Annotated in this window: 10 protein-coding genes; all 10 read left to right on the top strand. The window is 72.0% G+C overall.

Annotated features, from left to right (window positions below; all coding sequences use genetic code 11):
• Positions 1-36 precede the first annotated feature (36 nt).
• The 10 genes from recC to RN02_RS15245 all read left to right on the top strand — a co-directional run bounded on the left by recC (position 37) and on the right by RN02_RS15245 (position 21,576).
• Positions 37-3,525, top strand: a complete 3,489-nt coding sequence (gene recC / locus RN02_RS15290; RefSeq protein ID WP_043315178.1) for an exodeoxyribonuclease V subunit gamma — start codon at positions 37-39, stop codon at positions 3,523-3,525.
• Positions 3,522-7,202, top strand: coding sequence for an exodeoxyribonuclease V subunit beta (gene recB, locus RN02_RS15285; RefSeq protein WP_043315177.1), 3,681 nt, complete (start codon positions 3,522-3,524; stop codon positions 7,200-7,202). Before recC ends, recB begins: the two co-directional genes overlap by 4 nt.
• Positions 7,199-9,241: an exodeoxyribonuclease V subunit alpha gene (gene recD, locus RN02_RS15280; protein ID WP_043315176.1), complete on the top strand. Its 2,043-nt coding sequence runs from the start codon at positions 7,199-7,201 to the stop codon at positions 9,239-9,241. Before recB ends, recD begins: the two co-directional genes overlap by 4 nt.
• A gap of 76 nt (positions 9,242-9,317) precedes the next feature.
• Positions 9,318-12,116: an ATP-binding protein gene (locus tag RN02_RS15275; protein ID WP_043315175.1), complete on the top strand. Its 2,799-nt coding sequence runs from the start codon at positions 9,318-9,320 to the stop codon at positions 12,114-12,116.
• Positions 12,113-13,312, top strand: a complete 1,200-nt coding sequence (locus RN02_RS15270) for an EAL domain-containing response regulator (RefSeq protein WP_043272406.1) — start codon at positions 12,113-12,115, stop codon at positions 13,310-13,312. The genes RN02_RS15275 and RN02_RS15270 overlap by 4 nt, the downstream gene beginning before the upstream one ends.
• Positions 13,313-13,419: 107 nt before the next feature.
• Complete coding sequence (locus RN02_RS15265; protein WP_043315174.1) at positions 13,420-16,623, top strand: hybrid sensor histidine kinase/response regulator; 3,204 nt, start codon at positions 13,420-13,422, stop codon at positions 16,621-16,623.
• 63 nt (positions 16,624-16,686) lie between these two features.
• Complete coding sequence (locus RN02_RS15260; protein ID WP_043272408.1) at positions 16,687-17,337, top strand: response regulator transcription factor; 651 nt, start codon at positions 16,687-16,689, stop codon at positions 17,335-17,337.
• A gap of 238 nt (positions 17,338-17,575) precedes the next feature.
• Positions 17,576-18,124, top strand: coding sequence for a fimbrial protein (locus RN02_RS31690; protein ID WP_051879123.1), 549 nt, complete (start codon positions 17,576-17,578; stop codon positions 18,122-18,124).
• A gap of 51 nt (positions 18,125-18,175) precedes the next feature.
• Positions 18,176-18,919, top strand: coding sequence for a fimbrial biogenesis chaperone (locus RN02_RS15250; RefSeq protein WP_043315172.1), 744 nt, complete (start codon positions 18,176-18,178; stop codon positions 18,917-18,919).
• A gap of 47 nt (positions 18,920-18,966) precedes the next feature.
• On the top strand, positions 18,967-21,576 hold the full coding sequence (locus RN02_RS15245) for a fimbria/pilus outer membrane usher protein (protein ID WP_082033817.1): 2,610 nt from the start codon (positions 18,967-18,969) through the stop codon (positions 21,574-21,576).
• Positions 21,577-21,580: the final 4 nt, after the last annotated feature.

Below are 21,580 nucleotides of genomic sequence, written 5' to 3'. Positions count from 1 at the left end.
CAAATTGCCGGGCCCCCCGGTAAACCTGGAGAAACGATGAGCGAAGCCCTGAGCCCCGGCCTGATGGTCATCCACGGCAACCACCCCGAGGCGCTGCGCGACCTGCTGGTGGCCTGGATGGCGCGCTACCCGCTGGCGCCGCTGGAAAGCGAAACCATCCTGGTGCAGAGCAACGGCATCGCCCAGTGGCTGAAACTGGCCCTGGGCCGCGACGTCGCCGACGGCGGCTGCGGCATCACCGCGGCGCTGGACGTGCAGCTGCCCGCGCAGTTCCTCTGGCGCGCCTACCGCGGCGCGCTGGGCAAGGACCAGGTGCCGGAAGTCTCGGTGCTGGACAAGGCGCCGCTCACCTGGCGCCTGATGCGCCTGCTGCCGACCCTCCTGGCGCGCGAGGAGTTCCAGGCTCTGCGCCGCTTCCTCGCCGACGATGCCGACCTGCGCAAGCGCTACCAACTGGCCGAGCGCCTGGCCGACCTGTTCGACCAGTACCAGGTGTACCGCGCCGACTGGCTGGAGGACTGGAGCGAGCACCGCGACCAGTTGCGCACCGCCGGCGGCAACCTTCGCCCGCTGAACGACGACGAACGCTGGCAGGCCGAGCTGTGGCGCGCCCTGCTGGCGGAGGTGGGCGAGGACGGCCTGGCCGGCAGCCGCGCCGGCGTGCACCGGCGCTTCCTCGAACGCCTGCGCGAAGGCGCGCCGCCCAAGGGGCTGCCGCGCCGGGTGGTGGTGTTCGGCATCTCCGCCATGCCGGCGCAGACGGTGGAGGCCTTGGCCGCGCTGGCGCAGGTGGCCCAGGTGCTGCTGTGCGTGCACAACCCCTGCCGCCACCACTGGGCCGACATCGTCGCCGACAAGGACCTGCTGCGCCACGAATACCGCCGCCAGCAGCGCCGCCCCGGCGTGCCGCTGCAACTGGACGACGACCTCCAGCACCAGTATGCCCAGCCGCTGCTGGCCGCCTGGGGCAAGCAGGGCCGCGACTACATCAACCTGCTCGACCAGTACGACAACCCCGAGAGCTACCGCAGCCGCTTCGGCGAGGTCAGCGGCGGGCGCATCGACCTGTTCAGCGAGGAGTCGCCGGCGCACCTGCTCGGCCAGTTGCAGGACGACATCCTCGAACTGCGCCCGCTGGCCGAGACCCGCACGCAATGGCCGGCGCTGGAGCCGGCGCGGGACCGCTCCATCCGCTTCCACCTGGCCCACAGCGCCCAGCGCGAGGTGGAGGTGCTGCACGACCAACTGCTGGCGCGCTTCGACGCCGACCCCACGCTGCGCCCGCGCGACGTCATCGTCATGGTCCCCGACATCGACGCCTACGCGCCGCACATCCAGGCGGTGTTCGGCCAGCTCGGGCGCGACGACCGGCGCTTCATCCCCTTCACCCTGGCCGACCAGGGCCAGCGCGGCCGCGAGCCGCTGCTGGTGGCCCTGGAGCACCTGCTGCAACTGCCCGACAGCCGCTTCGCGGTGAGCGAAATCCTCGACCTGCTGGACGTCGGCGCCCTGCGCGCGCGCTTCGGCATCGGCGAGGCCGACCTGCCGCTGCTGCAACGCTGGATCGACGGCGCCGGGGTGCGCTGGGGCCTGGACGGCGAGCAGCGCGAAGACCTCGGCCTGCCCGCCGCCGAAGAGGCCAACACCTGGCGCTTCGGCCTGCGGCGCATGCTGCTGGGCTTTGCGGTGGGCGAGGGCGAGGCCTTCCAGGGCATCCAGCCCTATGCCGAGATCGGCGGCCTGGACGCCGCCGTGCTCGGCCCCCTGGCCGGCTTGCTGCAACGCCTGGCCGAGGCCTGCGAGCGCCTGGCCGAGCCGGCGCCGCCGGAGGTCTGGCGCGAGCGCCTGCGCCAGCTGCTCGACGACTTCTTCCTGACCCGCGACGAGCACGACGAACTGCTGCGCCAGCAACTGCTGCAACTGCTCGAACGCTGGCTGGAAACCTGCGGGCGCGCCGCCTTCGGCGAACCGCTGCCGCTGTCGGTGGTGCGCGAGGCCTGGCTCGGCGGCCTCGACGCCGGCGGCCTGAACCAGCGCTTCCTGGCCGGCGCGGTGAGCTTCTGCACGCTGATGCCGATGCGCGCCATTCCCTTCCGCGTGGTCTGCCTGCTGGGCATGAACGACGGCGACTACCCGCGCCAGCAGCCGCCGCTGGACTTCGACCTGATGCGCAACGACTACCGCCCCGGCGACCGCTCGCGGCGCGAGGACGACCGCTACCTGCTGCTCGAAGCCGTGCTCTCGGCGCGCGACCAGCTGTACGTCAGCTGGGTGGGCCGCAGCATCCGCGACAACAGCGAGCGCCCGCCCTCGGTGCTGATCGGCCAGCTGCGCGACCACCTGGCGGCCGGCTGGTCGCTGGCCGGCCAGCCCGGCGACGGCAAGGCGCTGCTCCACGCGCTGACCACCGAACACCCGCTGCAACCCTTCAGCCGCCGCTACTTCGAAGGCCGGGGCGAGGGCGTCGACGGCTTCTACACCTACGCCCGCGAATGGCGCGAGGTGCACCGCGACGACGAGCCGGCGGCACAGGCCGAGGCGCCGCTGCCCGAACTGCTGCCGGACGCGCCCATCGGCCTGCGCGTGCTCGCCGACTTCCTCGCCAGCCCGGTCAACGCCTTCTTCCAGCAGCGCCTGAAGGTGCGCTTCGCCGAGGAAGACCTGACCGGCCACGACGAGGAAACCTTCGCCCTCGACGGCCTGCAGGTCTGGCAGCTGCAATTCGAACTGTGCGAGCGCCTGCGCCCGTGGATCGAGCAGCACTGGGCCGACGGCGAGCTGCCCGGCCGCATCGAGGGGCAGCTGGCGCGCCTGCGCGGCGAGGGGCGCCTGCCGCTGGCGGCCTTTGGCGCCTTCAGCGCCCGCGAGTTGAGCGCGCCGCTGGGCGAACTGCTGACGCGCTACCGCGAGGAACTGGAGCACTGGAGCGAGGCCGAGGAAGGCCAGCGCGAGCTTATCCACAGCCACGCGGCCAGCGGCGTGGAACTGGGCGACTGGCTCGGCGGCCTGCGGCGCAACGCCGAGGGCCACTGGGCCAGCGTGCAGCTGGTCAGCGGCAAGCTGCACGAAGGCCGCGGCTACAAGTGGCACAGCCTGGTGCGCCACTGGGTGCGCCACCTGGGCCTGCAACTGTGCGGCGCGCCGGTGCGCAGTCTGCTGGTCAGCCAGACCGGCACCCTGGAACTGCCGCCGCTGTCCGTGGACATCGCCCGCGGCCACCTGGACGCGCTGATCACCGCCTGGCTCGAAGGCCTGCGCCGGCCGCTGCCGGTGGCCTGCAAGGCGGCCTTCGCCTGGCTGGGCGCCGCCGGTGACGAAGCCCGCGCCGCCAGCGAGGCGGCCAAGCGCTACGACGGCGGCTTCGGCAGCAGCGGCGAGGCGGCTGCCTCGCCGGCCCTGGCGCGGGTCTACCCGGACTTCGCCAGCCTCAGCGCCAGCGGCGAATTCGCCACCTGGGCGGAAAACCTCTACGGCCCGCTGTACCAGCTGCTGCAACGCCGCGACGACGAGGAGCAAGGCCAATGAGCCGCGAACTGCGCGCCCTGGAATTCCCCCTGCACGGCAGCCGCCTGATCGAGGCCAGCGCCGGCACCGGCAAGACCTTCACCATCGCCCTGCTGTACCTGCGCCTGGTGCTCGACCACGGCGGCGAACTGGCCTTCGGCCGGCCGCTGAGCCCGCCGGAAATCCTCGTGGTGACCTTCACCGACGCCGCCACCCAGGAACTGCGCGAACGCATCCGCGCGCGCCTGGGCGAGGCCGCCGCCTGCTTCGCCGAGCCGGCGCTGCAGCACGACGCGCTGCTGGTGGAGCTGCGCGCCAGCTACCCGGAGCAGCGCTGGCCCGGCTGCGCGCGCCTGCTGCGCCTGGCCGCCGATTGGATGGACGAGGCCGCCGTGTCGACCATCCACAGCTGGTGCTACCGCATGCTCCGCGAGCACGCCTTCGACAGCGGCAGCCTGTTCACCCAGGACCTGATCACCGACCAGAGCGAACTGCTCGCCGAAGTGGTGCGCGACTACTGGCGGCGCAACTTCTATCCGCTGCCGGCGCCGGCGGCGAAGGTGGTCGGCGACATCTACAAGGGCGGCCCCGAGACCCTGGCGCGCCTGCTGCAGCCCTTGCTGGCGCAGCAGGAAGCCGGCTTCCGCTATGCCGACCAGCCGCTGAGCGCGCCCGGCTCGCTGCGCGAGCTGCTGGAGGAAACCGGCGCCTTCTACGCGCGCCTGGACGAACTGGAGCAGCAGGCCCGCGCCGCCTGGGCCGCCGACGCCCAGGGCCTGCGCCAACTGCTGATCGACCTGCGCCCGCAGCTCAACGGCAACAGCTACCGCAACAAGGACGACGACGCCGTGTTCGAAGGCTGGCTGCAGGCACTGGAAGCCTGGAGCCTGGGCGGCGAAGCGCCGGAAAACCTCCACCGCTTCGGCCAGACGCGGATCAAGGTGAAGGCCAAGACGCAGGTGCCCGAGCACGCCGCGTTCCAGGCCATCGATGCTTGGCTGGAGGCCGCCGAGCAGCAGCCGGACATCGCCCCGCAACTGCTGCTGCACGCCCTGGGCGAAGTCAGCCGCGCCCTGGAGGCGGAGAAGCAGCGCCGCGCCGAACTGGGCTTCGACGACCTGCTGGCGCGCCTGGACCGCGCCCTGGCCGGCCCCGGCGGCGAGCACCTGGCCGAGCGCATCCGCCTGCAGTTCCCGGTGGCGCTGATCGACGAATTTCAGGACACCGACCCGCTGCAGTACCGCATCTTCGAGCGCATCTACCGCATCGCCGACAACCCTAGGGATTGCGGCCTGTTCATGATCGGCGACCCCAAGCAGGCGATCTACGCCTTCCGCGGCGCCGACATCCACACCTACCTGCGCGCCCGCGCCGCCACCGCCGGGCGCCACTACACCCTGGGCACCAACTACCGCTCGACCCTCGCCGTGGTGGAGGCGGTGAACCACTGCTTCGCCTTCGCCGAGGGCCACGAGCGCAGCGCCTTCCGCTTCGCTGCGCAGGGCGACAACCCGGTGCCGTTCCAGGCGGTGGCCGCCAAGGGCCGCGACGAGCGCCTGCTGATCGACGGCGAGGAAGCCGCGGCGCTGACCCTCTGGCAGTTGGAGAACGACGGCCAGGTGGTCGGCAGCCGGCTCTACCGCGAGCAGATGGCCGCCGGCGCCGCCAGCGCCATCCGCCACTGGCTGAGCCTGGCCCAGCAGGGCCGCGCCGGGCTGTACAAGGCCGATGGCACGGGCCGCGCGCTGCGCCCGGCGGACATCGCCATCCTGGTGCGCGGGCGCAGCGAGGCCGAGGCGGTGCGCGCGGAACTGGCGGCGCGGCGCCTGGCCAGCGTCTACCTGTCCGACCGCGACTCGGTGTTCGACAGCCCCGAGGCCGGCGACCTGCTGCACTGGCTGCGCGCCTGCGCCGAGCCGGGCAACGACGCCCTGCTGCGTAGCGCCCTGGCCACCCGCACCCTGGGCCTGGGCTGGCAGACCCTGGAGCGGCTGAACCAGGACGAACAGTTCTGGGAAGGCATGCTCATGCGCTTCCGCGACTACCGCAGCCAGTGGCAGCAGCAGGGCGTGCTGCCCATGCTGCGCCGGCTGCTGGCCGACTTCGAACTGCCGGCGCGGCTGCTGCGGCGCGCCGACGGCGAGCGCAGCCTGACCAACCTGCTGCACCTGGCCGAATGGCTGCAACGCGAGGCCGCCGAGCTGGACGGCGAGCATGCCCTGCTGCGGGTGCTGGCCGAGCAGCTGGCCAGCCCGTCGAGCGAGGAAATCCTCCGTCTGGAAAGCGACGCCGACCTGATCAAGGTGGTGACCATCCACAAGTCCAAGGGCCTGGAATACCCGCTGGTGCTGCTGCCGTTCATCTGCAGCTGGAAGGAGCTGGACGGCAAGAGCCAGACGCCGCCCAGCTTCCAGGGCGAGCACGGCAAGGTGATCGAGCTGGCGCGCGGCAAGGACCTGGCCGAGGCCGCCTACCGCCTGGCCAACGACGAACGCCTGGGCGAGGACATGCGCCTGCTCTACGTGGCCCTGACCCGCGCCCGCCACGCCCTATGGCTGGGCGTGGCGCCGCTGGTGGCGGGTAACGCGAAGAACCCCGAGCTGCACAAGGGCGCCTTCGGCTACCTGCTCGGTGGCGGCGCGGCCATCGCCCTGGACGGCTTCGCCGGCTGCCTGCAGGCCCTGGGCGGCGGCTGCCCCGGCATCCGCATCGAACCGGTGCCGGCGGTGGACGCCACGGCCTACGACGAGGCCCGCGCCGGCCAGCTCGGCCAGGCCCGCGAGCCGCAGCGGCGGGTGGCGGAGAAATGGTGGATCGCCAGCTATTCCGCCTTGGCCACCCTGGACGCCGAAGGCGACGCCCCGGCACCGGCCAGCGAACCCATCAGCGCCGAGGAAGCCACCCTGCGCGAAGGCGACGCCGACAGCGCCGCGGCCGAACTGGCACAGGCCGCGCCGGCCGCCGGCAGCCTGCACGCCTTCCCGCGCGGGCCCAACCCCGGCAGCTTCCTCCACGGCCTGCTGGAATGGGCCGCCGACGAGGGCTTCGCCGCCGTGGCGGAGCAACCCGAGGCGCTGCGCGACCTGATCGCCCGGCGCTGCCAGCTGCGCGGCTGGGAAGCCTGGATCGAGCCCCTGGCGCAGTGGCTGCCGGCCTTCCTCCAGGCCAGCCTGGCGGTGCCCGGCGCGGCGCCGGTGCAACTGGCGGCGCTGGCCAGCTACCAGAAGGAAATGGAGTTCTGGTTCGCCGTGAAACCCACCGACAGCATCCGCCTCGACGCCGCCGTGCGCGCCCACGTGCTGCCCGGCGAGGCGCGCCCGGCGCTGCAGCCGACGCAGCTGGGCGGCATGCTCAAGGGCTTCATCGACCTGGTCTTCGAACACGAGGGGCGCTACTACGTGGCCGACTACAAATCCAACTGGCTCGGCCCCGACGCCGCCGCCTACACCGCGCCGGCCCTGCGCGCGGCGGTGCTGGAGCACCGCTACGACCTGCAGTACGCGCTCTACCTGTTCGCCCTGCACCGCCTGCTCAAGGCGCGCCTGGCGGACTACGACTACGACCGCCACGTCGGCGGCGCGCTCTACCTGTTCCTGCGCGGCGGCGAGCACGGCGTGTTCCACGAACGCCCGCCGAAGGCACTGATGCAGGCGCTGGAGGCGCTGTTCAGCCAGCACGCGGAGGAGGTGCCGGCATGACCCGCGAGCAACTGCTGGAACTGCTCGGCCAATGGGCCGGACGCGGCTGGCTGCGCGAGCTGGACCGCGCCTTCGCGGCCTTCCTGGTGGAGCAGGCGCCCGACGCCGAGCCGCTGCTGATCCTCGCCGCCGCCCTGGCCAGCCACCAGCTGGGCCGCGGCCACGTGTGCCTGGACCTGGCCGCGACCCTCGCCGACAGCCGCTTCGCCCTGTCGCTGCCGCCGGACGGCGAACTGGAGGGCACGCCGCTGACGTTGCCCGGCGAACTGCTCGACGGCCTCGACCTGGCCGCCTGGCAGGCCGCCCTGGCCGACCCGCGCCTGGTGGGCGAGGGCCCCGGCGCCACGCCGCTGGTGCTGGCCGGCCCGCGCCTGTACCTGCGCCGCTACTGGCAGTACGAACGCGAGGTGCGCGCCGGCATCGACCAGCGCCTGGCCCGCGGCGAGGCCCTGCGCGCGGCGTTGCCGGTGGATGCGTTGCGCCAGGCCCTGGACGCGCTCTTCCCGAAACGCCCCGGCGCCCCGGCGGACTGGCAGAAACTGGCCTGCGCCCTGGCCGCCGGCAACGCCTTCGGCATCGTCACCGGCGGCCCCGGCACCGGCAAGACCACCACCGTGGTGCGCCTGCTGGCGCTGCTGCAGAGCCTGGCCCTGGGCGGCGAGGGCGGGCGGCCGCTGCGCATCCGCCTGGCGGCGCCCACCGGCAAGGCGGCGGCGCGGCTCAACGAATCCATCGCCAACGCCGTGGACCGCCTGGACCTCGGCGCCTTCGCCAACGGCGAGCAGATACGCCAGCAGGTGCCCAAGGAAGTCACCACCCTGCACCGCCTGCTCGGCAGCCGCCCGGACAGCCGGCAGTTCCGCCACCACCCCGGCAACCCGCTGGCGCTGGACCTGCTGGTGGTGGACGAAGCCTCCATGGTCGACCTGGAAATGATGGCCGCGCTGCTCGGCGCGCTGCCGGACAAGGCGCGGCTGATCCTGCTCGGCGACAAGGACCAACTGGCCTCGGTGGAAGCCGGCGCGGTGCTCGGCGAACTGTGCAGCCGCGCCCGCGAGGGCCACTACCGCGCGGCGACCCGCGACTGGCTGCAGGCGGTCAGCGGCGAGCAGGTCGACGATGATCTGCTCGACGCCCACGGCCAGCCCCTCGACCAGGCCGTGGCCATGCTCCGCCACAGTCACCGCTTCAGTTCCGCCAGCGGCATCGGCCAGCTCGCCGAGGCGGTCAACGCCGGCGACGTGGCGGCCATGCGCGCGGTCTGGGAACGGGGCTACGCCGACCTGGCGCGCCTGGCCCTGGACGCCCGCGACGACCGCGGCCTGCGCGAACTGGTGGTGGAAGGCGGCGGCCGCTACTTCCTCGACGCCGCCGCCCGCCCGGATGTGGCCCCGCCCCAGGGCTACCGCCACTACCTGCAGGTGCTGCGCGACGCCCGCCCGGCGCCGGACGCCGCCCAGGCCGAGTTCGACGCCTGGGCCGCCCGCGTGCTCGCCGCCCACTGCCAGTTCCAGGTGCTCTGCGCCCTGCGCCGCGGCCCCTGGGGCGTGGACGGGCTGAACCTGCGCATCGCCGACCTGCTGCAGGACGAAGGGCTGATCCAGCCCCACAGCGGCGCCTGGTACCTCGGCCGCCCGCTGCTGGTCACGCGCAACGACTACGGCCTGGGCCTGATGAACGGCGACATCGGCATCACCCTGGCGCTGCCCCGGGAGGAGGGCGGCGAGCGCAAATGGCCGCTGCGCGTGGCCTTCGCCGACGGCCGCGGCGGCATCAAGTGGGTGCTGCCCAGCCGCCTGCAGGCGGTGGAAACGGTGTTCGCCATGACCGTGCACAAGTCCCAGGGCTCGGAGTTCACCCACGCTGCCCTGGTGCTGCCCGACGCGCTCAACCCCATTCTCACCCGCGAGCTGGTCTACACCGGCATCACCCGCGCGCGCAGCTGGTTCAGCCTGGCCAGCGCCGGACGCGGCCAGTGGGTGCTGGAGGCGGCGATCGAGCGGCGGGTGCAGCGGGCCAGCGGGTTGCTGGAAGCTTGAGGGGCAGAATTGCGATAGGCATCACAATTAGAATTGTCTGATGTCAGTTTGAGGTCATTGCCTACAAGCTGATGGGATGAAGTTAGGACAATTCCTTCGTCCGCTGGACGCCTCCTTTTCCACTCCCAGCGCCGCCCGCAAACTGCTGCGCCTGCTCAGCGGCGCGCTGCTGCTGTGCCTGCTGTGCAGCCTGGCGTTCGCCCTGAGCATGGCGTTCAACCATGAGGTGTCGATCCGCCGCCGCGACATGAACGCGGCCATGTACGAGGCGCAGCTGTATTTCAGCCAGCGCGAGTCGTTGCTCGACTACCTCGGCCGCGGCCATGTGCCGCTGGCCACGCCCGTCACCGCGGCCACGCGGCTACCCGCCTGGCCCGGCGAAGGGCCGGCGCCGTTGCTGCTGCCGCTGCCCGGCGCCGCGCGGGCGCTGCTGCTGTTCCCCGGCGACCTGGCTGAGCTGCGCGACAAGCGCCTGGGGCTGATCCACGTGGCGTCCGGCGCTACGCCGCAGGTCAGCCGGCTCAACGAGGCGGGCCACCCCGACGCCGCGCTGCCGGCCGGCGTGCTCGCCGCCCTGGCGGGCAGGGCCGGGGCGGGGCCGGGCACGCGCTGGCTGGCCGACCCCGGCGACCCGCTGGGGCGGCTGTTTCTGTTCAAGCGCCTGGATGACGGCTGGCTGGGTCTGGAAATCCGCGGCGACGACCTCGACGCGGCGCTGCAGCGGCCCGAGGCCGGCGACTACCTGCTGCTGGACCGCCGGCACCGGGTGGTGTTCTCCAGTCCCGCCGAAAGCCCCGACGGCGAAGTGTTCCGCAACCTGTGGAATGGCGACTGCTTCGACTTCGTCGGCCTGGGGCCGATTCCCCAGCAGGTGGCCCTGCTCAAGCACCTGGGCGCCTCGAACTGGGCGCTGGTCTACCACCAGGGCGTCGGCCAACTGCTGGTTGCCCTCTGGTTGCCGATCCTGCTGGCCAGCGGCCTGGCGCTGGCCGCCGGCCTGCTGCTGCAGCGCCTGGGGCAGCGCATCGACCAGCGCCTGATCCGCCCGGCGCAGCAGCGCCTGGAGGCGCTCAAGGAAAGCGAAGCCTTCTCCCGCGCGGTCATCCGCGCCGCCCCCGTGGCGCTGTGCGTGCTGCGCCGCGCCGATGCCGCGGTGGTGCTGGAGAACCCCCAGGCCGAGCAATGGCTGGACGGCGGCCAGGTGATCCCCCGCGATGGCGCGCGCTGGATCGCCCAGGCCTTCGCCAGTGACGGCGGCGCGGCCTGCGAGGAACTGGCGGTGGGCGGCGGGCGCCACCTGTACCTGAGCTACACGCCGACGCGCTACAACGGCGAGGACGTGTTGTTCTGCGCCTTCAGCGACATCAGCGCGCGCAAGCAGGCCGAGGCCGAGCTGTCCCGCGCCAAGCAGCTGGCCGACGCCGCCAACCAGGCTAAGACGCTGTTCCTGGCCACCATGAGCCACGAGATCCGCACGCCGCTGTACGGCGTGCTGGGCACCCTGGAACTGCTCGGCCGCACCCGCCTGGACCTGCAGCAGACCGGCTACCTGCAGGCCATCCAGCGTTCCTCGTCGACCCTGCTGCAGCTGATCAGCGACGTGCTCGACGTGTCCAAGATCGAGGCCGGGCAACTGGTGCTGGAGCCGGAGGAATTCTCGCCCCTGGAGCTGACCGAGGAAGTGGTCCAGTCCTTCGCCGGCGCGGCGCGGGCCAAGGGCCTGCAACTGTTCAGCTGCATCGACGCGCAACTGCCCCTGCGCCTGTCCGGCGACGCCACGCGCATCCGCCAGATCCTGGGCAACCTGCTGAGCAACGCGCTGAAGTTCACCGACAGCGGCCGCGTGCTGGTGCGCGTGCGCCAGCGCGGCGAGGAGGGCGGCAAGGCGATCCTGGACTGGCAGGTGATCGACAGCGGCTGCGGCATCGCCGCCGAGGAGCAGGTGCGGCTGTTCGAGCCCTTCTACCAGGTTGGCGGCAGCGCCCGCCAGGTGGGCGGCACCGGCCTGGGCCTGTCGATCTGCAAGCGCCTCACCCGCCTGATGCACGGCCGCCTGCGGGTGGTCAGCGACCTCGGCCTGGGCAGCAGCTTCACCCTGAGCCTGCCGCTGGAGCCGGTCGAGGCCGCGGCGGCGCAACCGATTCTGGAGGACGGCCCGGTGCTGGTGCTCTCGCCCATGCGCGAGCTGGGCGAGGCGCTGTGCGGCTGGATCGCCCGCTGGGGCGCGCGGGCGCGGATGGCCACGCCGCAACTGCTGGCCGAGGCCGACGACCAGTCGGTGCTGGTGGAGGTCCGCCTGCACGGCCCGGCGGCGCCGCCGCTGGAGGGCTGGCCGGGCTGCCGCGTGGTGCTCAGCGCCGAGGGGCACCTGCAGCCGGCGCGCCTGGGCTGCGACTGGCTGGTCGGCCTGCACAGCCTGGGCGCCCTGGGCCGGGCCATCGGGCTGGCCCAGGGCTGCCTCAGCGGCGGCGCCCAGCGCGAACGCCCGGCGGGCGCCGCACGCGACCTGCAGGGGCTGCGCGTGCTGGTGGTGGAGGACAACCAGATCAACCAACTGATCCTGCGTGACCAGCTGAACGCCCTGGGCTGCCGCGTGGAGCTGGCCGGCAACGGCCAGGAAGCCCTGCAGCGCGGGCGCGCCGAAGACATCGACGTGGTCCTCACCGACCTCAACATGCCACGCATGGACGGCTACCAACTGGCCAGCGAACTGCGCCAGCGCGGCTGGCAGCAGCCGATCATCGGGGCCACCGCCAATGCCATGCGCGAGGAGCGCGAGCGCTGCCTCGCCGCCGGCATGGATGACTGCCTGCTCAAGCCGGTGGACCTGGAGACGTTGTACCGCTGCCTGGCGGCAGCGAAGGAGATTTCATGAACCCCCTGCCTTACCGGGTGCTGGTCGTCGAAGACCAGGCCTTCCAGCGCGAGTACCTGCTGGAGCAACTGCGCACCCAGGGCGTGTGCTACCTCGAGGCGGCCGCCGACGGCGCCGAGGCCATCGAGCGCCTGGAGCGCCAGCGCTTCGACCTGGTGCTCAGCGACCTGCTGATGCCGGGGATGGACGGCGTGCAGCTGATCCAGCACCTGTCCACCCTGGAGTGGCGCCCGCAGCTGGCACTGATGAGCTCGGCGCCGCAGCGGGTGCTCGGCGGCGCCTGCCAGGCGGCCCGGGCGCTGGGCCTGACGGTGCTCGACCTGATCGCCAAGCCGGCGCCGCCGGCGGCCATCGCGCGGCTGCTGGAGCGCCTCGGCCAGCGCCAGGGCGCCGCGCGCGAACCGGGCCGGCAGGCGACCTGCTTCAGCCGCTCGCAACTGCTGCTGGCCCTGGCGCGGGGCGAGCTGCAGGCCTGGTTCCAGCCGAAGAAGTCGCTGCGCGACGGGCGCATCGTCGCCGCCGAGGCCCTGGTGCGCTGGCTGCACCCGGAGCACGGCCTGCTGCTGCCCGGCGCCTTCATCGACGACCTGGCCCGCCACGGCCTGGAGCAGGTGCTGCTGTGGACCATGATCGAGCAGTCGCTGCGCGCCCAGGCCGGCTGGCGCCAGCAGGGCTACCGCATACCGGTGTCGGTGAACCTGCCGACGCACCTGCTGGACGACCCCGGCCTGCCCGACCGCCTGGCCGACTTCGTCGTGCTGCAGGGCGGCGAGCCGGCCTCGCTGTGCTTCGAGTTGACCGAAAGCAGCACCACGCGCCGGCCCGGCAACTACCATGCCGGGGCCTGCCGCCTGCGCATGAAGGGCTTCGGCCTGGCCCAGGACGACTTCGGCCAGGGCTACAGCTCGCTGTACAACCTGGTGTCGACGCCCTTCACCGAACTGAAGATCGACCGCGCCCTGGTGCACGGCAGCGTCGAGGACGAATCCCTCGCCGCGGCCCTGGAGAGCACCGTGGCCCTGGGCCACCGGCTGGGCCTGGAAGTGGTCGCCGAAGGCGTGGAGAGCACCGCCGAGCTGAGCCTGCTGCGGCGCCTGGCCTGCGACCGGGTACAGGGCTTCCTGATCTCCGAGGCGGTGTGCGCCGAGGCCTTCGACCGCCTGCTGCACGAAGACGGGCCGGCGGGGGCTCCCTGAGCCTCGTCCGGCGCCGCGCCGGCGGCGCAGCCTCGCGGGCTCGCCCGGGGCCATCTACAGTCAGCGAATCATGTTCTGCATGTTTCATGCGCGGAGCCCATTGCACCTTGGAACACAACGAAGGCTCGATCGGCAAGCTGGCCCGCAGCTCGCAGCGCCTGAACTTCTGGCTGTTCGGGCTGCTGGCGCTCAGCCTCGGGCTGGTGGGCGTGAGCTTCTGGGCGATCAAGCGCGTGCTGCAGGAGGAGTACGACAAGATCGACTTCCACTTCTCCCGGCTGATGGGCGACATCCGCGAGCACGAGGCGTTCCTGCTGCGCATCGCCCAGCAGAGCGACGAGGCCACGCGCAAGCGCGACCAGGACGTGGTGCCGCTGCAGCTCTCGCTGCAATGGCGCGAGGGGCCGATGGAGGTCTACGAGGGCCGCGAGTTCTCCTTCGCCATGCCCTTCACCCTGGCCGCCCGCGACCACGCGCCGGCGGACGGCGTCTCCACCGGGCCGTTCTCCCTCGGGGTGATGCTGGCGAACTTCTACTCCAGCGTCTGGAGCACTTCCAGCTACCCGGCGCCGCAGGCGCTGCTGTTCGACCTGGACGGCACCACCAGCATCGCGGTGCCGGCTCTGGCCAGCTCCCCGGGGCGCGGCGGGCTGGCCCGCGACACCTTCCTCGAAGTGGCCGCGCGGGTCGCCGCCGGCGTGCGCGAGCGCCCGCCCCCCGCGCACGACTACCAGGTGCACTGGGGCCGCGCCGACACCTACCACGGCGACAGCCGCGCGCTGCTCGGCTACGTCACCGTCGACCTGCCGGACAGCCTGTGGTGGGAAGGCGAGCGCGAGCGCCAGGTGATCGCCGCCAGCCTGCTCGACCTGGACCGCATCAACGACTACGAGCAGACCCTCCTGCGCCCGCTGTTCGGCCAGCTGACCCTGCTGGCGCCGGACGGCCGCCAACTGATGGGCCCACCGCGTCCGGCGGAGCTGGACGACGGCCTGAGCCTGGGCAGCCGCGGCATGCTGTTCAAGCTGCGCAGCCAGCCCCACGGCGGCTGGGTGGCCGTCTACGGGGTGGACTACACGCTGTTCTTCCGCAACCTGGAGTGGCTGTTGCTGAGCCTGCCGGCGCTGGTGCTGACGGGCGTGGGCATCGGCCTGTACAGCGTGCGCTGGTACGCGCGGCGGGTGGTGGGGCCGGCCAGCGCGGCGCACCTGCGGGTGGTGGAGAGCGACGCCTTCAGCCGCACGGTGATCGACACCGCGCCGGTGGCCCTGTGCGTGCTGGGCCGCCACGGCCAGCAGCTGATCATCCACAACCAATTGGCCGCGCAGTGGCTGGGCAGCGAGGCCGACATCCTCGCCCTGGCCCGCGACTGGCGGCTGTTCGACGGCGGCTGGCAGCACGGCGAGCTGTGCATCCGCAACGACGGCCTGTACCTGCAGGCGGCCTTCGCCGCCACCCGCTACCACGGCGAGGAAGCGCTGCTCTGCGTGTTCCGCGACATCACCGCCTACCACCAGGCCCAGGGCGCGCTGGCCGAGGCCAAGCGCGCGGCGGACTCGGCCAACGCCGCCAAGACGCTGTTCCTGGCCAACATGAGCCATGAGATCCGCACGCCGCTGTACGGCGTGCTGGGCACCCTGGAACTGCTCGCCCTCACCAGCCTGGACGTGCAGCAGCGCGGTTACCTGCAGGCCATCCAGGGCTCCTCGACGACCTTGCTGCAACTGATCAGCGACATCCTCGACGTGTCCAAGATCGAGGCCGGGCAGATGCTCCTCACCGAGGAGGACTTCAGCCCCCTGGACCTGGCCGAGGAAGTGATGCGCGGCTTCGCCGTCGGCGCCGCCGCCAAGCACCTGCAGTGGTACGCCTGCATCGACGCCGAGGTGCCGGCGCGCCTGCACGGCGACGCGGCGCGCCTGCGCCAGGTGCTGAACAACCTGCTGAGCAACGCGCTGAAGTTCACCGACGTCGGCCGCGTGGTGCTGCGCCTGAAGGTGCTCGGCCACGATGGGCCGCGGGTGCGCCTGCAATGGCAGGTCACCGACACCGGCATCGGCATTCCCGAGCACCTGCAGCCGCGCCTGTTCGAACCCTTCTTCCAGGTCACCGAGGGCCACGGTAGCCTGGGCGGCACCGGCCTGGGCCTGGCCATCTGCTCGCGGCTCACGCAACTGATGGGCGGCGAGCTGCGCCTGGTCAGCGAGCCGGGCCTGGGCAGCAGCTTCTCGCTGTTCCTCGACCTGCCCGAAAGCGGCGAGGGCGGCAGCGCCCTGGCCGAGGTGCAGCTGCAATCCGGGCCGGTGTACCTGCGCGGCGCCGTGCGCGAGCTGGCCGGCTGCCTGGAGGCCTGGCTGCAGCGCTGGGGCTGCCTGGTGCTGCCCGGCGAGCCGCCGCCCGGCAGCGAGGCGACGACGGTGCTGCTGGAGCTGTTTCCCGATGCCCTGGAGCGCTGCGACTGGTCGGGGCCGCGGGTGCGCGTCCTGGCCGAGGCCGCCGGCCAGCCGCAGTTCGAGCGCGGCGCCTGGTGCGTCAGCCCGCTCAGCCTGCGCGGCATCGCCCGGGCCCTGGCGCTGGCGCAGAACGGCGAGGAGCAGCTGCCGGCGGTGGCCGAGCCGCCGCGCTTCGGCAAGCTCGGCCTGCGGGTGCTGGTGGCCGAGGACAACCCGGTCAACCAGGTGCTGCTGCGCGAGCAGCTGGAGGAGCTGGGCTGCCAGGTGCGCCTGGCCGGCGACGGCCGCGAGGCGTTGCGGCAGTTCGAGGGCGAGACCTTCGACGTGCTGCTCACCGACGTCAACATGCCGCACTGCAACGGCTACCAGCTGACCCGCGAATTGCGCGAGCGCGGCCTGGCGCTGCCGATCATCGGCGTGACCGCCAACGCCATGCGCGAGGAGGGCGAGCGCTGCCGGGCGGTGGGGATGAACGCCTGGCTGGTCAAGCCGCTGAGCCTGCAGGTGCTGCACGACACCCTGCGCGCGCTGGCGGCGCCCGGCGTGGCGGCTGGCATTGCGCAGGCGCCGCAGGCCGCGGCGGGGCTGCAGGTGCCGGCGCACATGCTGCGGCTGTTCGTCGACACCATGCGCCAGGACCTGGAAAGCGCCGCCCAGGCCCGCCAGGCGGGCGACGCGGCAGCGCTGTGCCAGGCCCTGCACCGCATGGCCGGGGCCCTGGCGGTGGTGCGCGGGCAGGCCCTGGTGCGCAGCTGCCGGCTGCTGGAGGAGGGCCTCGGGGAAGGCCGCGTGGACTGCGACGATCCGCGGGTGGAGCGCCTGCTGGCGCGGATCGACGAGGCTCTGCGCAGCCTCTGAGGGCTAAGCTGAGAAGGACGGCCCGTCGCTGCGGCGGGCAACAGGCATGACCAAGAGACCGTTATGGAAAAACTCAGAATCGTGGTGGCCGATGATCATTCGATCGTACGGATGGGCGTGCGCGAAGTGGTGCAGGGGGACCCGCGCTTCTCCATCGTCGGCATGGCCGCCAACTCCAGCGAACTGGTGCGCCTGTACGGCGAGCTGGCGCCGGACATCGTCATCGCCGACTACAACATGCCCGGCGACGAGCAGTACGGCGACGGCCTCAAGCTGGTCGGCTACCTGCTGCGGCAGTTCCCGGGCACCCGCGTGCTGATCTACACCATGCTCAGCAACAACCTGATCTTCTCCAGCCTCTACGACCTGGGCGTGGCCGGGGTGGTGCCCAAGAGCAGCGACCCGGAGGAAATCCTCGCGGCGCTCGACGCCATCGCCGGCGGGCGCATCTACCGCGGCGCCTGCATGCAGGACCCGAACAGCGTGCTGCCCGGCGGCGACGACATCGAGGGGCGCATCGCCAGCCTCTCGACCAAGGAGTACGAAGTGCTGCGCCACTTCGTCTCGGGTCTGAGCGTGCGCGACATCGCCCGGGTGCTCAACCGCAGCGTGAAGACCGTCAGCGCGCAGAAGATCGCCGCCATGCGCAAGCTGGAGGTGGACAGCGACCAGGCGCTGCTGACCTTCTGCATCAAGGCCGAGCTCTTCCAGTGAGAGGCTGTAGGAATCTTCTCGTTCCATCCATAGGAAGAGTTTGAAATTCCTTTGAGATTTGTCTGATTAAAGCCTTTCTACGCACTCCCTAAAGTATGCGGCGTCGAGGCTGCCGGCCCTCCATCGCCACTGCGCTGGAAGGCGGTGGCGAGGAACCTTCGAGTGGCTCGGGTTCCTCGGGCGGGCCATTGCCGCTCGGCAGGCAGCCAGCGCAACCGCATTCAATTGGAGTTCGATCATGCACAAGAACCTGCTCGCCGCCCTGATCGTGGCCGGCGCCGGCCTGTCGCTAAACGCCCAGGCGGCCCAGACCGGGCAGATCCAGATCACCGGCAAGGTGGTGGACACCACCTGCTCGGTGGACGCCGGTTCGGGCAATGTCCAGGTGACCCTGCCCAACGTCGACAAGTCGCTGCTGCAGAACCCGGGCAGCAACACCGGCATCACCCCGTTCTCGGTCAAGGTCTCCGGCTGCACCGGCAGCTCCGGCGCTGGCGCCGACGTCGTGTCCGTCGCCTTCGTCCCGGATGCCAACGTCGACATGAACGGCAACCTGGTCAACACCGGCGGCGCCAGCGCCGTGGCGGTGCAGCTGCTGGACAAGAACCAGCAGCCGATCAACATCCACAACGACAGCTACAGCGCCCAGGTGGCCCGCGGCGAGTCCACCGACGTGTCCGGCGGCGACATCAACCTGAACTACTACGCCCGCTACTTCTCCGCGGCCGGCGGGGCTGGCGCGGGTGACGTCGCGACCCAGGCGAACTTCCAGCTGATCTACCAGTGATCCACCCGTGATCGACCTGCCCGAGGCTCCGCCCCGGGCATCGAGGTACCCATGAAACAAGTCTTCCCCTCGCTGCGGCCGGCCTGGCTGCTGGCCGGCCTCCTGCTGCTCGCCTTCGGCGCGCCCCTGGCCCGCGCCGGGGTGGTCATCGACGGCACGCGGGTGATCTACCCGGCGAAGGAACGCGAGGTCACCCTGCGCCTGACCAACCAGGGCAAACAGCCGGTGCTGATGCAGGTCTGGGCCGACCGCGGCGACGAACGCTCCACGCCGCAGACCGCCAACGCGCCCTTCCTCATCACGCCGCCGATCTTCCGCCTGGACCCGCAGAAGGGCCAGAGCGTGCGCCTGATGTTCACCGGCGAGAAGCTGCCGCAGGACCGCGAGTCGCTGTTCTGGTTCAACGCCCTGGAAGTGCCGCCCATGCCCCAGGGCGCCGAGGCCAATTACATGCAGATCGCCGTGCGCTCGCGGCTGAAGCTGTTCTACCGGCCGGCCGGGCTGCCCGGCGACGTGGGCAGCGCGGTGGGCCAGGTGCGCTGGCAGCTGGTGCGCCAGGGCGCGGGCTATGCCCTGCGCGGTGACAATTCCAGCCCCTACCACCTGTCCTACAGCGGCCTGACCCTGGTCCAGGGCGGCCGCGACTACAAGGCGGCGGGCGGGATGATCGCGCCCTTCGCCAGCCAGACCTTCGCCCTCGACGGCTTCGCCGGCGGTACGGGCGCCGGGCAGGTGCGCTACCGCTGGATGAGCGACTACGGCGCCGCCCCGGAACGAACCGCCAGCCTGCATTGACCCCGGCCGCGCCTGGCGCGCGAGGGCCGATCCGACAAGGTACATCGATGTCTCGTCATTCCCGCCGTATTCCGGCCGCGCGCCGGCGCGCCTGGCCGTGCCCGGGGCCGCTGGCCCTGGCCATCGCCGCGGCCTGGGCCGCCTTCCCGGCAGACGCGCCGCGGGCCGCCGAGGACGCGCTCTATGCCGCCTTCAACCCGGCCTTCCTGCGCGGCCCCGACGGCCGCCCGCTGGACGTCACGCGCTACGAGCACGGCAACCCGGTCACCCCGGGCAGCTACCGGGTGGACGTCTACGTCAACCAGACCTGGACCGGCCGCCAGGAACTGCGGGTGCGCGGCGGCGAGGGCGACGCCCCGCCCAGCTACTGCTTCAAGCGCAGCCAGTTGCCGGCCCTGGGCCTGGACAGCGCCCGGCTGCCGGACGCCAAGGCCGCCGCGCGCGCCCTTGAGGACGCCGACTGCGTGGACGTGGTGCGCCTGGTGCCCGGCGCCCGCGCGGACTTCGTCCAGGGCGACCTGCGCCTGGACCTGAGCATTCCCCAGGCCTACCTGGGCCGGGTGTCGCGCGGCTACGTCGATCCGCGCGACTGGGACCGCGGCGTCACCGCGGCCTTCGTCGACTACAACGCCAACGCCTACCGCACCGAGGCCGGCGGCACCCAGGACCAGTACTACGCCGGCCTCAACGCCGGGCTCAACCTGGGCGACTGGCGCCTGCGCCACAACGGCAGCTACAGCCAGAGCCAGGGCGACCGGCAGAAGAGCACGCGGCACTACGACGCGATCAGCAGCTACGCCCAGCGCGACGTCACCGCGCTGAAATCGCAGCTGACCCTGGGCGAATACTTCACCCCCGCCGACCTGTTCGACAGCGTGCCCTACAGCGGCGTCCAGCTGGCCTCGGACGACCGCATGCTGCCCGACTCGCAGCGCGGCTTCGCCCCGGCCATCCGCGGCACCGCCGAGACCAACGCCAAGGTCACGGTGCGCCAGGGCGGCAACGTCCTCTACGAAACCAGCGTGGCGCCCGGGCCCTTCGTCATCGACGACCTGTACAACTCCGGCTACGCCGGCGACCTGGAAGTGACGGTGACCGAGGCCGACGGCCGCGTGCGCCAGTTCACCGTGCCCTTCGCCAGCGTCGCGCAGCTGCTGCGCCCGGGCGTGTCGCGCTACAGCGTCACCGCCGGCAAGTACCGCGACGACCGCCTGGACGACACCCCGAACTTCGTCCAGGGCACCTACCAGCGCGGCATCTCCAACCTGTGGACCGGCTACACCGGCAGCATAGTCGCGGAGAACTACCTGGCGCTGCAGGGCGGTCTGGCCCTGAGCACGCCGGTGGGCGCCTTCGCCTTCGACGTCACCCAGTCCCACGCCAGCGGCCTGAAGGCCGGCGACCAGGGCGGCAGCGCCAGCGGCCAGAGCTTCCGCCTGAGCTACAGCAAGCTGCTGGAGTCCACCCGCACCAACTTCGCGGTGGCGGCCTACCGCTTCTCCAGCGACGGCTACCTGAACTTCGCCGACTTCGCCTACGCGCGCTCGCCGGAAGACGCCAACTACATCGCCTGGCGCCAGCGCAACCGCTTCCAGGTCAACCTCAGCCAGCCCCTGGGCGAGCGCCTGGGCAGCCTGTACCTGAGCGGTTCGGCGCAGAACTACTGGAACACCGGCAAGGGCAGCGACATGAGTTACCAGGCCGGCTACTCCAACAGCTTCAGCTGGGGCAGCCTGAGCCTGTCGGCCAACCGCACCCGCGCGCTGTCCGGCGAGACCGACACCCAGTACATGCTCAACCTGTCGCTGCCGCTGGGGCGCTCCAGCCACGCGCCGTATCTGAACAGCACCACCACGCGCAACAGCAACGGCGATATCAACAGCCAACTGAGCGTGGCCGGCTCGCTGGGCGACTACAACCAGTTCAGCTACGGCGTGTACGGCTCGCGCAGCCGCATCGACGGGCAGAGCAGCAACACCGGCGGCGCCAACGTGCAGTACCGCGCGCCGCAGACCAACCTGTCGGCCAGCTACAGCGAAGGCGAGGGCTACCACCAGTACGGCCTGGGCCTGACCGGCAGCGTGGTGGCGCACCCGGGCGGGATCAACTTCAGCCAGGCCCAGGGCGAGACCCGCGCGGTGATCGAGGCCAGGGGCGCGGCCGGCGCGGCGCTGGTCAACAGCAGCGGCGGCGCGGTCGGCGGCAACGGCTACGGTGTGGTCTCCAGCCTGATGCCCTACCGCGAGAACCAGGTGGCGCTCGACCCCAAGGGCCTGCCCGACGACGTCGAGCTGCAGACCACCGCGCAGAACGTGGCGCCTCGCTACGGTGCGGTGGTGATGCTCAAGTACCCCACCGTCAGCGGCCAGCCGCTGCTGCTGCGCCTGCTGGACGAGCAGGGCAACAGCCTGCCGGTAGGCGCCGAGGTGCTCGACGCCCAGGGCAATAGCCTGACCCTGGTGGGCCAGGGCAGCCGGGTGTTCCTGCGCCTGCGCGACACCAGCGGCGAGCTGCAGGTGCGCTGGGGCGAAGGCCCGCAGCGGCAATGCCGGGCGCGCTACCAGGTGCCGGCCGCGGCCGGCGACGGCAAACCCTTCCAGCAGGCCGAGGCGGTGTGCGTGCGCCCGTCCGCCGGCGGTGAACTGGCGGCCCGCTAGGCGG

This window comes from Pseudomonas sp. PI1, assembly GCF_000812405.1.
GTDB classification, from domain to species: Bacteria; Pseudomonadota; Gammaproteobacteria; order Pseudomonadales; family Pseudomonadaceae; genus Pseudomonas; species Pseudomonas citronellolis.
Note: the sequence above shows the minus strand (reverse complement) of the source record. Positions and strands in the feature narration are given on the sequence as shown.

Bases quoted from the DNA above. Each gene is read 5' to 3' on its own strand.
- RN02_RS15270 (WP_043272406.1), top strand. From the start codon at position 12,113: ATGAACCCCCTGCCTTACCGGGTGCTGGTCGTCGAAGACCAGGCCTTC.
- RN02_RS31690 (WP_051879123.1), top strand. From the start codon at position 17,576: ATGCACAAGAACCTGCTCGCCGCCCTGATCGTGGCCGGCGCCGGCCTG.
- RN02_RS15260 (WP_043272408.1), top strand. From the start codon at position 16,687: ATGGAAAAACTCAGAATCGTGGTGGCCGATGATCATTCGATCGTACGG.
- recD (WP_043315176.1), top strand. From the start codon at position 7,199: ATGACCCGCGAGCAACTGCTGGAACTGCTCGGCCAATGGGCCGGACGC.
- RN02_RS15250 (WP_043315172.1), top strand. From the start codon at position 18,176: ATGAAACAAGTCTTCCCCTCGCTGCGGCCGGCCTGGCTGCTGGCCGGC.
- recC (WP_043315178.1), top strand. From the start codon at position 37: ATGAGCGAAGCCCTGAGCCCCGGCCTGATGGTCATCCACGGCAACCAC.
- RN02_RS15245 (WP_082033817.1), top strand. From the start codon at position 18,967: ATGTCTCGTCATTCCCGCCGTATTCCGGCCGCGCGCCGGCGCGCCTGG.
- recB (WP_043315177.1), top strand. From the start codon at position 3,522: ATGAGCCGCGAACTGCGCGCCCTGGAATTCCCCCTGCACGGCAGCCGC.
- RN02_RS15275 (WP_043315175.1), top strand. From the start codon at position 9,318: ATGAAGTTAGGACAATTCCTTCGTCCGCTGGACGCCTCCTTTTCCACT.